Below are 15,436 nucleotides of genomic sequence, written 5' to 3'. Positions count from 1 at the left end.
TCTGTTGAATGAAATTAAGTTCTATGACAGACTTTTGTCCAGTATTAAGAAAACACAGTGATTCACCTTAATGACATTGAAATTTTAGCACAAAGATTGTCCCATTTTGACCTGAACGAACACTAATTGTGCCATTGTGTAAATCAATGAGCTGCTTCGTAATGGCTAGTCCTAGCCCTGTTCCTGTAATATCGTCTGTTGTATTCGTACCTCGATAATAGCGTTCGAATAGATTATCGAGCTCCTCCTGAGGAATACCTGGTCCTTGATCAGCAATGGTAAGCATCACTTCTTTACCAGTATGTTGTGCTTCCACAATTACCTTCGTTCCTTCAGGTGTATATTTTTTCGCGTTAGTAATTAAATTATCCATTATTCGCTTGAGTAAAAGCTCATCTGCTTGTAACAACACATCACCATACACCTTCACACACACCTGTTCGTCTGCAAATTGTGGTAGCCATGTTGCTAGCGGCAGTACCACTTTATCTAGCTGTATGGCTTTATTTTTTAATTGATACGTATACGTCAAATCCTGAATCAGTGCGTCCATATAGGTTGCCTTTTCCTGCATGGTTGTTGCAAAAATACGCATCTCTTCCTTTGTCCACTCATAATCCTCCGATGCCAGCATCGTTGAATAGCCGTAAATTGAGCTTAACGGGGTCTTTAAATCATGCGATAAACCTGTTATCCACTCCTCCCGTAATTGCTCTGCATGCTTGATTTGCCTTTCATTTGAATCAAGTCGCTCCGATAAGTGATTGAGTGACTCTTCTACAGGTTGGAACAGTTTAAATTTTCTTTTCAACTTCCCTGTCTTTTTATGATGGATTTTTTTGTCACTAATCTCTCTGTAATCAAATTGGGTAAGTCGCTCAATGCGCGATATCACATAGACAAGTGGTCGCACGAATTGACGTGAAATACTAATAGATAAGAAAATAACACCCAACAGCAAAATAACATGTCCCCCAAAGAAGATAGAAACAAACAGTACCATTGCCTTATTAAAAGGCTCTTCAAATGGCTTATACGATGGATTAGGCATTCTTACAACAAATGTCCTATCGTTGGCTAATGTTGTACTTTGCTTTAACTCCGCATGCTCGAAAATATCGTATTTTTCCTCTAGTAATTGTGGCTTATTTAGCTTCTCATAACGTTCGCCTATGACCTCAATCCGATTCCATTGCTCGTCATAAATTTCAACACTAGCTTTATTTTCTTTTAGACGTTGCCGTGTTACAGCTGAAATGTCCCCTGTTGCTGTCCAGTTTTCAAGTGCCTCCTCAAAAAGTGGTTGCACAGGAGTAGTCGGAAGAAATAATAAGTAGTAATTCGGCAATTCCCATGTATGCATGCCTGGTTGCTGCAATGCCAATATTTCACTATCTGACTTTCCACATAGTCCACAGGTATCTCCTGTATAATCAACAATCGTCATGGTTGGATCAAATAAATACAGCTGTCCAACATTTTCTTCAGCTCTCTTCACTAAATAGTCAGCAATTTTAACTGTCTTCCCTTTCTCTACAACTGCATCATCTTCGATTTCAAAGGAGCTCATCACATGAATGTTGTCACCAACACGGTCATTGATAAAAATAGCAAAAAACACCAAGCTTATAATAAAACCTGAAATGATCAATAGATAGAATATGATGAAATACGAAACAAAACGGAGTGTTAATTTTCCAGCTGGCTTCATGAAGAAATGTCCCCAACAAGCTTATAGCCAATGCCTCTGACAGTGATAATGCATGTCGGCTTTCCAGGATTTTTTTCTATTTTTTCTCGCAGCTTTCTTATATGTACCATCACTGTATTATCATCAAATAAGCAATCACCCCATACACGTTCGTATATTTGCTCTTTTGATAACACTTGCCCTGCATTGTCACATAAATATTTTAATAAATGAAACAAGCGACCGCTAATTATTTCCTTTACACCGTCTACCTCAATTTCTGCTGCATCAATGTCAAATGTAAAACGGCTACAAGTAAATATGTGATTTTCTGGTACACTTTTTTTCTTCATATAACGGACTAGCTGCACTTTTACTCGTGCTACAAGCTCTAAGGGGTTAAATGGTTTTGTAATATAATCATCTGCACCATTCATAAAACCACGAAGCTTATCTGCATCACTACTTTTTGCGGTTAAATAAAAAATAGGGGCATCACTTTTTTCTCGAATACTATTCGCCATATCCAGCCCACTTCCATCTGGTAGCATGATATCTAATAGATAAAAGTCAAATGTTTTAGTATTCATTTCATCTTTTGCTTCTTCAATTGTATTACATAAGGTAATATTGTTAATTCCTTCTTTTCTTAAAATGATTTCAATCATTTCAGCAATGGCACGTTCATCCTCTAACACTAAAATTGATGCTTCCTGCATTTCCTCACCTACTTTTAAGATTACTTTAAGGTAGTCATTATTTCACCATAAGCTTCCCTATTTATTATATGTATAAGATAACCAATTAAGGAGATAAAACGCAATGACAACTAAACGTGTTACTTTCATTGATACAATGCGTGGATTTAGTTTATTTGGCATCTTAATGGCAAATTTGCTAATCTTCCAATTCGGGATGTATGGCAAAGATGAATTAAAAAATCTTTCTACCTTAGATAACGGGGCTTTATATTTTGTAAAAGTTGTGATTGAAGGCTCATTTATGCCCATCTTCACTATTTTATTCGGCTTCTCACTTATTAAACTAATTGAATCCATCCGCAGAAAAAAGAATAAAAGCCGCTGGTCTATTTTACGTCGTGCAACAGGATTAATTGCCCTTGGCTTATTACATTCTATTTTATTGTGGGAAGGCGATATTCTATTTTCTTATGGCTGTATGATGTTATTTTTAATCCCATTTATTAATCGTAAACCAAAAACTTTATTTATTTGGGCTGGTATCCTATTTGTATTAACTACGGCGTTAACATACGGCTCTATGGAAACATCTAAAAAAGAACAAAAAGAGATAGAGACATACATCGAGCAAGCGGATGATGTTTACGCTAACGGAAGCTACTTAGAAATTTTTGATTTTAGAGCTAATGCTGAAGTACCAGGAATGGAGGATCCTTCATTTATTTTCATTATATTAATTTTTGCACCTATGTTCTACGCACCATTATTCCTGTTTGGGATGGCGCTCGCTAAAAAGCAAGCCTTCGTGGAGATGAACAAGGAAATGAAATGGTATAAGCTAGGTGCTCTCCTTGTACCCATAGGACTCGTATGTAAAAGTTTAAGTTTAATAGAAAGTATAAGTGCATTTTCTTCGATCTTATTAATGGGCGGCTCCCAGTTATTAGCGATTGGCTATGTTTGCCTCGCAGCATACATTTATAACACCCGTCCAGTTCAACTACTAGCTCCTGCATTTGAGAGCGTTGGCAAACTATCACTAACCAATTATTTACTACAAACCATCATTTGTACAACTGTTTTTTATGGCTATGGCCTTGGCTTATATGGCAAATTAGGAGTCTTTGGCGGAATCCTTTTTGGAATCATTGTTTATAGCTTGCAATGTGTTTTCAGCCTTGCCTATTTAAAGAAATTTAAACGTGGTCCCTTTGAAACAATCTTACGAATATGGACAAATTGGTCTTGGACTGGGCAAGTAAAGTAACACCCCTCAAACAAGCAAATTAGAAAGGAATATTTTTTATGAATAGTGACACAAAAGAAGACTTTACAGACTCATGGTGGTTTTTAGGCATTTGTGCAGCTGTAGCAGTAATTTTAACACTATTTGCCTTTTCATAGATAACATCGATTTCATTTGCCCCCTTGCTGTATACTAGTATTTACAACTATACAGCTTAGGGGGTATTTTGGTGTTACAGCGTATTATGATTACTGGCTATAAACCACATGAGCTTGGTATCTTTAATGATAAACATCCTGGTATTGTCATCATAAAGAAAGCACTGGAAGCTCGTCTACGTACACTGCTTGATGAAGGACTTGAATGGGTTATTATCAGCGGTCAGCAGGGCGTAGAAACTTGGAGTGCTGAAGTTGTTTTAATGTTAAAAAAAGAATTCCCACTTTTAAAATACGCCGTGATCACACCTTTTTTAGAGCAAGAGAAAAATTGGCAAGATCATAAAAAAGAAAAGTATCAAGCATTAATTGCCCAAGCTGATTTTGTCACAAGCGTGACCAAAAAACCGTATGAAGCTCCTTGGCAATTTATTGAGAAGGACAAATTTATTATCCAAAATACAGATGGACTTTTATTAATTTATGATGAAGAAAATGAGGGTTCACCGAAATATATCAAACGGCTTGCAGAAAAATATATGGAGTCCCATGATTATAATCTTTTAACAGTAACTGCCTATGACTTACAATTAATAGCTGAAGAAATTCAACAGCAAAACTGGTAGAAAAATATTGATATAATTTTCTGACAATTATATACTAGAAGTAATAAAAGCTGATTGTTCTTATGGTTTTTACCTATAATTTGAAAGGAGCTGTCATCATTTGAATAAACATATTGAAATGATTCTTGAAGCTTCTCCCGTAAATGTGTCACATGATACGTATCGTAGAGAATGTCGGTATACACGGGGAATTCATATTGAAGAACAAGAATTTCTTGCTATTTTAAATTCAATGAGTCATGATTCACGCTTATATTTTGATTTCCATAATCCACGTAAAGAAATTAAAAAGGGAACCTATTTGAATGGACACTCCGGTTTAGCCTACAATATTTATGATTACTATAAACAAAATTATAATATTGAGATATCTGAATTAATCAATGGTAAGGATTTTTATGTAAAAATCGTATAAAGCTGAAGCCCCGTTAAAGTTAAAACTTTAACGGGGCTTCTTCGATCTTATAGGTCTGCTACTTGAGCACCTAACTCTTTATTATTATACATTTCTGTATCTAATTCTTTAGTAATACGCGCTGTTGTAACACCAGCAGTCATTGAACCACTTACATTTAACGCTGTACGACCCATATCAATTAAAGGCTCAACAGAGATTAATACACCTGCTAGAGCAATTGGTAAATCAAGTGCTGATAATACAAGGATAGCTGCAAATGTTGCACCACCCCCAACACCTGCTACACCAAACGAGCTAACCGCTACTACTGCGATAACTGTAATAATAAACACAGGATCAAGTGGATTAATGCCGACTGTTGGTGCAATCATAATGGCTAACATCGCAGGATATACACCGGCACAACCATTTTGCCCGATTGATAATCCGAATGAGCCTGAGAAGTTTGCAATCCCCTCAGATACCCCAAGGCGACCTGTTTGCGTTTTAATATTCATCGGTAAAGTACCGGCACTAGAACGTGATGTAAAGGCAAATAATAATGTTTCTGCAGATTTTTTCAAATACGTAAATGGATTTAAACCACTTAATGTAATGATTAATAAGTGTACGATTAAAACAATAAATAGTGCTACATAAGAAGCAATGACAAACTTACCTAAATTGTAGATCGCTCCAAAATCAGATGTTGCGACAGTACGAGCCATAATCGCGAGAATTCCGTATGGCGTTAAGCGTAATACAATTGTTACGACACCCATTACAAGGGCATAGATGGCATCTAAACCTTTTTTAATTGTAGCTGCAGTTCCCTCATCTTTACGTGCCACACGTAAATAAGCAAAACCTAGGAATGCTGAGAAAATTACAACCGCAATCGTTGAAGTAGAACGAGCACCCGTTAAATCAAGGAACGGATTTGCTGGGAATAACTCAATAATTTGTGTTGGTAAATCAGGAGCCGCTAAGCCCGTTGTTTTCTCTTCAAGGTATTGACCACGTGCAGTTTCAGCATCACCTTGTAAAATTTGTGTTGCATCTAAATCAAAGACTGTTGCAGAAAGAATACCTACAGCTGCAGAAACGGCTGTTGTACCGATTAAAATGGCTAAAATAAGAGCTGCCATTTTTCCGAAATTTTTACCAATCTTCATTTTAGTAAATGCAATTAAAATGGAGATAAATACTAATGGCATTGCTACCATTTGGAGCAGTTTCACATACCCAGTACCGATAATATTGTACCAAGATGTTGTTTTGGCTAATACTTCAGAATCGAGACCATAAATAAAATGAAGTCCAAGACCAAGTACAATCCCTAAGCCTAAACCGGCAAAAACACGATTAGAAAACTTCACGTGCTTTTTATTCATAACATATAAAATTCCAACGAACACAAGTAACACTGCTACGTTAAGAATGATTTGTAAATTCGACAATGGAATGCCTCCTAAGATGTTTTATAATAATGTAATCGAATTATATACCCATAATCCCTATAATTCAAGTATGTTTTATTAAGATTAATAAATTCCTATAACAGAATGCTTTCTTGCTTAGAATTATTCCCCGAATAATGGCGTAACAATCATCCTCCGACAAAGGAAAGAGTGTAGTTGTATAGCTAGTTTAATCAATTGCACTACATTTGGTGACAAATGATTAACTGCCCCTATACTGTTAGTTTTTAACAGTGTAGGGGCAGCCTTTTAAGCATTTTTCTAAAATTTAGGCTCTTTCTAAGCAGGTGACAGGTTGCCAAATGTGTAGTCTTCTTGAATCCATCTAAACCTCTTGTAACCAAATTTTAATTTTTCATATATTTTACATATTAGTTCCACAAATCTAGCATAATTTGTCTAATGAACAAAATAGTTTTGTTGTTTATTAATGAGGTAACAACTACCAGCGATTTTTTTACACTGTTTTTTCACATGTGTTACCGCATTGGATAATTGTTCGACAGAGTCAAAATACTGATATTCATTCGTAATTATGGCAATGGATAAGGATGTACACGTTAAAGGTTCCAATTCGCCTGATCTACTAGCTACCTGAACATATGCTAAATCCTCTAACTCGTAAAAACTAAGTATGTTGGCATCAAAGTCATCAATAATCTTTTGACAAATCTTTTCTACCTCATAATACGGCAGAATAGCTACAAAATCATCTCCACCAATATGTCCTAAAAAATCTTCTACGCCGCAAATATGTCTTTTTAGTATTTCTGTTAAATACCGTAAAATTTTATCGCCTTTATTAAAGCCATATGTGTCATTGTAGGATTTAAAGTGATCTAAATCAAAATAAATTAAACTATATTGCGATAGCTGTAATGCTTCCTCTAATTTGTCATCGATTAATTTATTGCCAGGAAGACTACTTAATGGATTCAGGAAGCTTGCAATGGCTACTTGTGTATCAACAAGCTTTAACAATAACTCTCGAATACTAACCATGCCATAATAAAGATTGTTTTTCGTGACGATGACATCATCATATAAATCCTCAGGAGGTCTAGCCATAGCTAATGTACTAACCTCTGTGATTGGTGTATTACGATCAACGATTAAAGGATTTTTCTTGATCATCAGCTGATTTTGACGTTCCATTAATAAATGATAGCCATACCGAGTACCGATTTTTTGATAGAAATGTGTGCGTGTAATATGGCCAATTGGTTTTTCATCACGCACAACAACAACGCTACGCAACGATGGATTACTTGTAAAAAGTACATCTACTTCTTTATTTTTCACAAATTCATCAATACATGGAACTTTCTCAATGACTTCCCCTATCTTCATGGTCACCCACCCTTATTTTCCCCATATATATTTCCTTTGCTGGCTTTCCTATCGCATACCCCTGTGCATAATGAATGCCAATACGATGGAGATAATCAAGCTCCTCTTGTCGTTCAATCCCTTCAGCGATGATTTTAGTATTGGCTTGTTCAGCATATTTCATTAACAATGTGACGAGCTGCTGTTGTTCATTATTTTGGTCTATGAATTGAATTAATGAACGGTCTAGCTTAATAAATTCTGGCTTTAAATAGATGAGCGTTTTTAAACTATTATAGCCAGATCCCACATCATCGACGGCAATGCGATAGCCCTGTGATCGATAATGCGATAATACACGTTCAAACTCCATAAAATCTATTACTGCACTCCGCTCAGTCAGTTCAAAAACCACTTGCTGAGGCTTAATACCAAGCTCCTTCAATAATTGTAACGTTTCGCCACTGTGATATTTTTTATCTAATAAAACATTCGGATGTATATTAAGGAACACTAAAAAGTTTTTATTCACCAAGTCTTTGTGTAAACGTTCCTTGAAACGTTGCAAGGAAAGATTTCTACAAAAACATTCAAATAAAAAAACACAATCTGTTTGTCCTACAAACTCATAAAACTGATCCACACTGTTAAATAATGTTGAGGGTAATGGTCGATTTAATGCTTCAAATCCTATTGTTTGCTTTGACTGTAAATCTACAATAGGTTGAAAGTATGTATGTAAATCGTTATGCTGAATAATTTGTTTCAATGCCTTTAAACGTTTCATATATAATGAACTGCTTTGATGCTGCCCATATAAATATTTAAAAAAAGAAAATATATTACTTGTTTTTATACTTTGTCCCACTGCAGACTCCATTCTTGCACCTCTTCAATTTGGTTATTATGGTTCATTGTACGCTTTGATTGTAAATAGACTGTGAACCGAATGTAAAAAGAGCAAGTTCTAGCAATAGGTTTTAACAAAACGCTTTTCTAGTTAATATTTCACAATATTAAAACTATTACAAATAATTTATTTGATATAAAATGATATTAGTGTATGATTGTAATAATAGGTTTATATTACCTATTATATTTTTTTGTGTTTTTACTGTATTGGTCTTAATAGGGAAACCTATTTAGATAAAAATTATTCAAGGGAGGATCCTGTTAATGAGCTTGTCTATTCAACAGTTATTGGAGAACAAAGGAATTACACCGAAACCTGAACACCTTGAACTATTAAAAACACGCTGGGAAGGTATGCAGTCACTTCGCAGCAATTTAGAAGGTATTGCGATTGATGATGCGGACATTGCTATACGTAGTATTCCTGGAGGTGATCATATTGACAACTGATTTACATTTAAAATCTGTTGAAGAGTTGGCACCTTTACTAGCATCAAAGTCGCTATCTCCCGTGGAATTAACGAAAGCTATTTTAGATTTTGCTGAGGAAAGTCAGCCTAAAATTAATTCCTATATGGCCTTTTATCGGGAAGAAGCCTTAGCAAGGGCAAAAGAAGTTGAACAGGAGATTCTCCAAGGTCATTATAAGGGTATGTATCATGGGATACCTATGGCCTTAAAGGACAACTTGTATTTTAAAGATAAAATAACAACGATGTCCTCAAAAATTCATAAGGACTTCGTTTCTGATTATGATGCGACAGTAGTTGAAAAGCTTCGTGACGCTGGTGTTATTTTCACTGGAAAATTAAGCATGCATGAATATGCTTGGGGAATTACCAATAACAACCCTCATTACGGCCCTGTCCGTAACCCATGGGATTTAGATAAAATTCCTGGTGGTTCAAGTGGAGGCTCTGGTGCGGCTGTTGCAGCTGGAGCAAGTGTTGCTTCACTAGGGACAGATACAGCAGGCTCTATTCGAATTCCATCCTCTGCTTGCGGCATTGTAGGTTTAAAACCTACACACGGTCGTGTAAGTAAATACGGCTGCTACCCGCTAGCATGGAGCTTAGACCACATTGGCCCGATGACAAAGACCGTTAAGGATGCAGCGGGCTTGCTCGAAGTTATCGCTGGTTTTGATCATCGAGACCCTACCTGCATTGATATTCCAATAGACAACTATGAGAAGCAGCTTACTGGCAATATCAAGGATCTAGTGATTGGTATCAATGAAGAGTACTTCTTTAATAATGTTGATACTGATGTAGAGAAGGCTGTTAGAGCAAGTATTCAAAGCTTAGTGGATCAAGGCGCTAAAGTAGATGTGGTGCGTATTCCTTCCCTACAATATGCAGAATGGGCAGAGCTTGTGACGTCTCTTTCAGAGGCAGCAGCTATACACCATTCAGATTTACAAAAGAGACCACAAGACTTTGGTGACGATATTCGTCTGCTATTTGAGCTTGGTGAATTGCCTTCTGCAGTCGATTACTTGCAGGCTCAGCAGGTACGTCGTCAAATCAAGCAGGAGTTTACAGAGATTTTTAATAAGGTAGATGTGCTCATTTCCCCTACCCTACCTGTTGTAGCTAGTACAATTGGGGATGATTTTGCAGTGTTAAACGGTAAAAAGGTAGATTTAATTGATAATATTATCCGCTTTACAGGCCCTAGTAACTTAACAGGCTTACCTGCCCTCTCGGTTCCTTGTGGCTTTAAAGGAAACTTACCAATAGGTCTACAAATTATTGGACCAGCCTTTAAAGAAGGACGCATTTTAAATGTAGGCTATGCTGTTGAGCAAGCAAATCCACAGAGAACTAGAAAACCAAATATTTTTGCTAATATCTAAACGTTAAGCACTGGAAATCTGCTCACTTCACGGTATACCGCTGAATGAGCAGATTTTTTTGTGGGAGAAACCTGCTAGCATTTATACTAATGGTTTTTTATGTACAAGTAATTTTATAATAGAAGCAAGAAGCTTATTACAGGAAAGGCAATGATCCACACATGAATGTAGAGAAATTTTTACAACTACCTATTACAAAAGACTTCACTGTTATTGCTGGTCACAGCGGCTTACATAAAGCTGTTCAAAATGTAGAAATATTAGACTTTGAATTTTCACCTGACATCCACCATGTCAGAGATACCATCTTTACCCCCAACAGCGTTGTGTTAAGTAGTTTATTATTTGCTAAACAAAAGCCTGAGTATTTACTCAATGCTGTTAAAAATCTAATTGAGCTTGGGGCTAGTGCTTTAGCTTATAAGCCTGTTATTTTTAAGGAATTACCTGAAGAAGTTTTGATGTATGCAGAGCAGCATAATTTCCCTATATTGCGCTTTGGTGGAGATGAGTTTTTTGAAAAAATCATTTTAGAAACAATGGCTTACGCTAAGACACAGGATTATTCCTATTTTATAGAAACGATTTTACGAAGGCTAATGGAGGAAGATGTAACACAGGAGCAAATCAAATCCATTTTACAACAGCTCAATAAGCCCTTTGAAAAATATGTATTTATAGCAAATTTACGAGCTAGTGACACAATCCATCCGAGCTGGATGCAGCCCTTTTACACGTTGGAGCCACTATTAAAATCGGGTATGATTTGTTCTTATAAAAAAAGTCTATTTATCATCATGACACATCCATCTCAGCAATTCCAATTTGAAAGGGTTTTACATGAATGGCTAGCATTATACGCCATACCCACTGATACCATCACTTTCGGCTATAGCAGTTGTAATGATACCCAGACTGGATTCCCAACGGCATTACGCGAAGCTTTTTTTGCCAATATTTTTGCTGAAATCGATATGCTCCCTAACTGTCATTATAAGAATCTCGCGTCCGATTGTTTATTAATCGAGTTATACCGTAAAGATACAACATTCGCTATGGACTATGTTACCTCCTTTTTAGCCCCTCTACTTGATGATAAGGCTGATCCAGACTTAATGGAAACCGCCATAACTTATATCATTAAAAAAGGAAATATTAAGGAAGTGGCTGTAGCACAATTCTGTCATCCAAATACAATTCGCTATCGTATGGCTAAAATACGTCAGCTAGTAGCACCCATAGATAATGATTATGTTTTTTATGAACGCCTAGCTGCAGCCGTTAAATTGTACTTATTACATAGCAAAATGAACAATGACTAATCGCTTTGGAATAAGTACAAAAAAACGCCTGAATATTTAGAAATAAAATCAAATTCTTTTCTTCTCTCTTATGCTATTCTATTGAAGTTAGGAGGAAGAAAACATGAAAACTTACATAGCTGATGGCATGTTATTAGTTACTGCAATCGTGTGGGGTAGTGGATTTGTTGTAACAGCCATTGCTCTAGAATATTTAACAGCTTATCAAGTAATGGCTGGCAGATTTTTATTAGCTTCCATCATATTAACCGTTTTATTTGGCGCCCGATTAAAAAAGGCTTCGAAATCAGTAATTTGGAAGGGAGCTTTATTAGGTACGATTTTATATATAGCGTTTGCCCTTCAAACAGTCGGACTGCAATATACTACACCATCTAAAAATGCCTTTTTAACCGCAGTAAATGTCATCATTGTTCCTTTAATAGCATATGCCGTTTATAAACGTCGTATCGATGGCTACGAAATCATTGGTTCGATAATGGCGATTGTGGGCATTGGCTTTTTATCATTACAAGGCTCCTTGACAATGAATATAGGTGATGCCCTATCATTAGCTTGTGCTGTTGCTTTTGCCTTTGATATCTTTTGTACTAACCTTTTTGTTCAAAAGGAAGATGCCATTGCTCTAACTATTATTCAGTTTCTCACAGCTTCCTTTATAGGTGTTCTCGTTGTCATTAGCCAAGGTGAAATTCCTACGTCACTTGAAAAAGAGGCAATTTACTCTCTTGTTTATTTAGGGATTTTTTCTACGACCATAGCTTATCTTTTCCAGAATGTGGCCAATCAATATACAACTGCCACAAAAGCTGCGATTATACTATCAACTGAATCTTTTTTCGGCATGGTTTTATCCGTAATCTTCTTGCATGAAATGCTAACAAGCCGTATGGTCGTTGGTGCCGTACTTATTTTACTAGCTATACTAATTGCCGAAGTGAAACCCGCACATCCAAAAAAGAAGCTAATGAAAGCACTCGATAATCAGCCCCCCAAATAGTTTCAGTTTATACTGGAACTTTTTTTGTTTATTAAACTCGACTAGTAATAATGCTTGTCGTAATCCCCACAACTAGCACTGTAATTATAGATAATAGAAAGGTCGAGGTGGATAGGAGGAATCCGCCTATAACAATCACGATGGAATCAATAAAAAATATCAATACCCCAACATTGATACCCGTTTTATCACAGATAAATTGTGCTATCAAGTCAGTCCCCCCTGTGCTTGTCTGAAAACGCAGCATTAGACCAATACCAAAGCCTACAAGTATTCCTCCAAGAATGGCACTATAGAGCGCATCAATTTGCACAAGATTGCGGACAGGCTTTAAAAAATCGATAATGAAGGAAGACGTTAGTAAGCCATGTATACTATTGTAAAAATAGGTTTTATATTTAAACCACGCAATAATAAAAATCGGAATACTAATGATAATAATCATTAAACCAATTTGGAGCTTATATAAATAATGTAATATTAGCGCTAACCCTACTACTCCCCCATCTAAAATTTCATAGGGCGTTAAAAATAAGTTTATTCCTAACGACAATGAAATACTTCCTATTATAATGACAAGACTTTTTGTAAAGAAATACATACAACCCCCCTCCGTGTCTATGCATGTCTTATAGTATGAAAATAGGTTATTGAACATGTTATGAAATAACCTTAGATGATTAGCCATTTTTATCGAGTACATTTGCTAAATTTCTTCGAAACTTATTCAATTTATTTCCGTATATACAGATAAATTTTAAATTAACAAAGGGGATTATGATATGGAGCATGCTTTATTGGAACAAGTTAAACATACAAGAACTTTTTTAAGACAAGAACAATTGGAAACAATCTTTGAAGAGTTTGATGGTCAACGAATGCGTTTAACAGAGGGACAGCGCTTGGAGAAATACCGTAAAATGCTTGAAAGTCCTTTTCGATCTTTCCGTGGAAGTGCCTATCTCTTTTATTTTGATATGACAAAATCAGCTTCAATCTTCCATACTCCTGATAGAAAACCGACTTGGATTCAAGGTGACATGCATATGGATAACTTCGGTGCTTTTCAAAATGAAGCTGGCTCCATTGTTTTTGATGTCAATGATTTCGATGAGGGCTATGTTGGCTCTTATTTATACGACATTGTTAGAATGAGTGTTAGTATTGCGCTCTATTTAGAGGAACAAGGCTTACATAAGGTAACCCAAGAAACGGCTATTCAACATTTTCTTAACAGTTATATTGATCAGCTAAAACGATTTGAGCGTAAACAGGATGATCCTCTAACACTCATTTTTACAAAAGATAATACAAAGGGACCCGCAAAGAGGTTATTGAAAAAGCTTGAAAAACGCCAAAGATCTTACTTTTTACAAGATATTACGTATCTCAATGAAGATGGCGAACGTGCTTTCTTATGGAATGAAGAAATTCAACCAGTCACTGCTGAGGAATACAGTGCCATTTCAAACGCACTTTCTACTTATAAAATTAGGGACATAGCTTATAAGTATGGCTCTGGGACAGCATCTATCGGTTTAAAACGTTACTATATTTTAGTGGAAGACGATAAGGGTGCATCAGGAGTTGAAAATTTAGTGTTAGAAATGAAAGAAGTACGCACAGCCATTCCTGCCTACTTTCTTCCCTATCAGGATCTATTTTGGGCTCATTATGAACACCAAGGAGCACGAGTAGTTGGAACTCAAAAAGCCATGCACCACTTAGAGGATCCACATTTAGCCTTTATTACGATGAATGGTCAGGAATTTTATATTCGAGAACGTTCTCCTTATAAAAAGAAGATTAAGCCCAAAAACTATAAGGATGTAGAGGATTACTTTACAACAACATCACTTATGGGGAAAATTGCCGCTAAAATACATGCACGAGCTGACATCGATTATTCTCATGTTTTTACCTATCACAGCGAGGAGGAGATTTTAAAAGCGATCGGTAAAGAACGAAATGTATTTATAGAACATACAATTTTACAAGCAATGAGCTACAAAGAAACCGTCTATACAGATTATGACTTATTTAAAAACTGGGTTGAAACAAAAATGTAAAAAGGGACCTTCGCTTTTAGCGAAGGTCCTCTCATATAGACTATTATTTTTGCTTGGCCTTCATACGAGCAAGTAAAAAGCCGCCCTTAAATGATTTAGGCTCATACGAGATAATAAACGCATTCGGCTCAAATTGCTCTACTATTTGAAAGAGCTCTCCTTCACGATTCCTCTTCGTTAAGATCTCATATTTATAGCGGTTACTATCTCGCCCTTCTCCTATATAAATCGTGACTGCAAACCCTTCGTTGCGAAGAAATTTCACAAGGTCTTCATTCTTATTTTGCGTATTAATGGTTGTATAAACATAGCCTATCGCTAGCTTTCGTTCTATTTTTGCTCCTAAAAATATACCTAATCCAAACCCAACTGCATAGACAACCATAGATAACATACTTTGCTTCCCACTGAAAACGAGTGAAAGGCCAAATACATACACCAACATCTCCAGCATCCCAAATATCGCAGCAAGGAACGTGATATTCTTTACTAAAAATATTGTTCGTAATGTTAAAAAAGGTACATATACTAATTGTAGGATTAAAATTAAAACAATACTTTGCATTTGTACTAGACCTTTCTGAGAGTAGTTTTATATAAGTATATGTTGAAAGAGAGAGTTACATGCGATTTCAACAACTCTATTT

Annotated in this window: 15 protein-coding genes; 8 read left to right on the top strand and 7 right to left on the bottom strand. The window is 36.1% G+C overall.

Going from position 1 to position 15,436, the window contains the following annotated elements; genetic code table 11:
* Positions 1-67: 67 nt before the first annotated feature.
* Complete coding sequence (locus JIN86_RS22570) at positions 68-1,711, bottom strand: sensor histidine kinase (protein WP_202342935.1); 1,644 nt, start codon at positions 1,709-1,711, stop codon at positions 68-70.
* Positions 1,708-2,409 carry a response regulator transcription factor gene (locus JIN86_RS22565; RefSeq protein WP_004227720.1) on the bottom strand — a complete coding sequence of 234 codons (702 nt, stop codon included), beginning with the start codon at positions 2,407-2,409 and terminating at the stop codon, positions 1,708-1,710. Before JIN86_RS22565 ends, JIN86_RS22570 begins: the two co-directional genes overlap by 4 nt.
* 103 nt (positions 2,410-2,512) lie before the next feature.
* On the opposite strand from JIN86_RS22565, the gene JIN86_RS22560 reads away from it, so the two are divergent.
* The 3 genes from JIN86_RS22560 to JIN86_RS22550 all read left to right on the top strand — a co-directional run bounded on the left by JIN86_RS22560 (position 2,513) and on the right by JIN86_RS22550 (position 4,836).
* Complete coding sequence (locus JIN86_RS22560) at positions 2,513-3,658, top strand: DUF418 domain-containing protein (protein WP_202342934.1); 1,146 nt, start codon at positions 2,513-2,515, stop codon at positions 3,656-3,658.
* 223 nt (positions 3,659-3,881) lie between these two features.
* Positions 3,882-4,421, top strand: coding sequence for an SLOG family protein (locus JIN86_RS22555; RefSeq protein WP_237497401.1), 540 nt, complete (start codon positions 3,882-3,884; stop codon positions 4,419-4,421).
* A 100-nt stretch (positions 4,422-4,521) separates the two neighbouring features.
* Positions 4,522-4,836: a hypothetical protein gene (locus JIN86_RS22550; protein WP_004227712.1), complete on the top strand. Its 315-nt coding sequence runs from the start codon at positions 4,522-4,524 to the stop codon at positions 4,834-4,836.
* 47 nt (positions 4,837-4,883) lie between these two features.
* Here JIN86_RS22550 and JIN86_RS22545 read toward each other — a convergent pair whose 3' ends face one another.
* The 3 genes from JIN86_RS22545 to JIN86_RS22535 form a co-directional block, all read right to left on the bottom strand.
* A complete protein-coding gene (locus JIN86_RS22545) occupies positions 4,884-6,278 on the bottom strand; it encodes an L-cystine transporter (RefSeq protein ID WP_004227708.1) in 1,395 nt (464 codons plus the stop codon).
* 420 nt (positions 6,279-6,698) lie between these two features.
* Positions 6,699-7,649 carry a GGDEF domain-containing protein gene (locus tag JIN86_RS22540; protein ID WP_009373345.1) on the bottom strand — a complete coding sequence of 317 codons (951 nt, stop codon included), beginning with the start codon at positions 7,647-7,649 and terminating at the stop codon, positions 6,699-6,701.
* A complete protein-coding gene (locus JIN86_RS22535; RefSeq protein WP_004227704.1) occupies positions 7,627-8,508 on the bottom strand; it encodes an EAL domain-containing protein in 882 nt (293 codons plus the stop codon). The genes JIN86_RS22540 and JIN86_RS22535 overlap by 23 nt, the downstream gene beginning before the upstream one ends.
* 296 nt (positions 8,509-8,804) lie before the next feature.
* Here JIN86_RS22535 and JIN86_RS22530 point away from each other — a divergent pair, with 296 nt between their 5' ends.
* The 4 genes from JIN86_RS22530 to JIN86_RS22515 all read left to right on the top strand — a co-directional run bounded on the left by JIN86_RS22530 (position 8,805) and on the right by JIN86_RS22515 (position 12,720).
* Positions 8,805-8,990, top strand: a complete 186-nt coding sequence (locus JIN86_RS22530) for a hypothetical protein (RefSeq protein WP_202342933.1) — start codon at positions 8,805-8,807, stop codon at positions 8,988-8,990.
* The gene (locus tag JIN86_RS22525; protein ID WP_202342932.1) at positions 8,980-10,398 is read left to right on the top strand and encodes an amidase; all 1,419 of its coding nucleotides are present in this window, start codon (positions 8,980-8,982) and stop codon (positions 10,396-10,398) included. Before JIN86_RS22530 ends, JIN86_RS22525 begins: the two co-directional genes overlap by 11 nt.
* 161 nt (positions 10,399-10,559) lie before the next feature.
* A complete protein-coding gene (locus tag JIN86_RS22520) occupies positions 10,560-11,720 on the top strand; it encodes a PucR family transcriptional regulator (RefSeq protein WP_202342931.1) in 1,161 nt (386 codons plus the stop codon).
* A gap of 103 nt (positions 11,721-11,823) precedes the next feature.
* Positions 11,824-12,720, top strand: coding sequence for a DMT family transporter (locus JIN86_RS22515; RefSeq protein ID WP_202342930.1), 897 nt, complete (start codon positions 11,824-11,826; stop codon positions 12,718-12,720).
* Between the two features lie 31 nt (positions 12,721-12,751).
* Here the strand turns inward: JIN86_RS22515 and JIN86_RS22510 are convergent, their stop codons facing one another.
* Entirely contained in the window at positions 12,752-13,321 is a 570-nt protein-coding gene (locus tag JIN86_RS22510; RefSeq protein WP_004227695.1) for a YitT family protein, read from the bottom strand.
* 181 nt (positions 13,322-13,502) lie between these two features.
* Between JIN86_RS22510 and JIN86_RS22505 the strand changes: the two genes are divergently transcribed.
* Complete coding sequence (locus JIN86_RS22505) at positions 13,503-14,789, top strand: DUF2252 domain-containing protein (RefSeq protein ID WP_202342929.1); 1,287 nt, start codon at positions 13,503-13,505, stop codon at positions 14,787-14,789.
* Positions 14,790-14,832: 43 nt separating this feature from the next.
* On the opposite strand, the gene JIN86_RS22500 is transcribed toward JIN86_RS22505, so the two are convergent.
* Positions 14,833-15,354 carry a DUF2179 domain-containing protein gene (locus JIN86_RS22500; RefSeq protein ID WP_202342928.1) on the bottom strand — a complete coding sequence of 174 codons (522 nt, stop codon included), beginning with the start codon at positions 15,352-15,354 and terminating at the stop codon, positions 14,833-14,835.
* Positions 15,355-15,436 lie beyond the last annotated feature (82 nt).

It is taken from the genome of Lysinibacillus sp. HST-98, from assembly GCF_016757845.1.
Classification (GTDB): Bacteria; Bacillota; Bacilli; order Bacillales_A; family Planococcaceae; genus Lysinibacillus; species Lysinibacillus capsici.
This window is presented reverse-complemented; position numbering and strand designations above follow the sequence as displayed.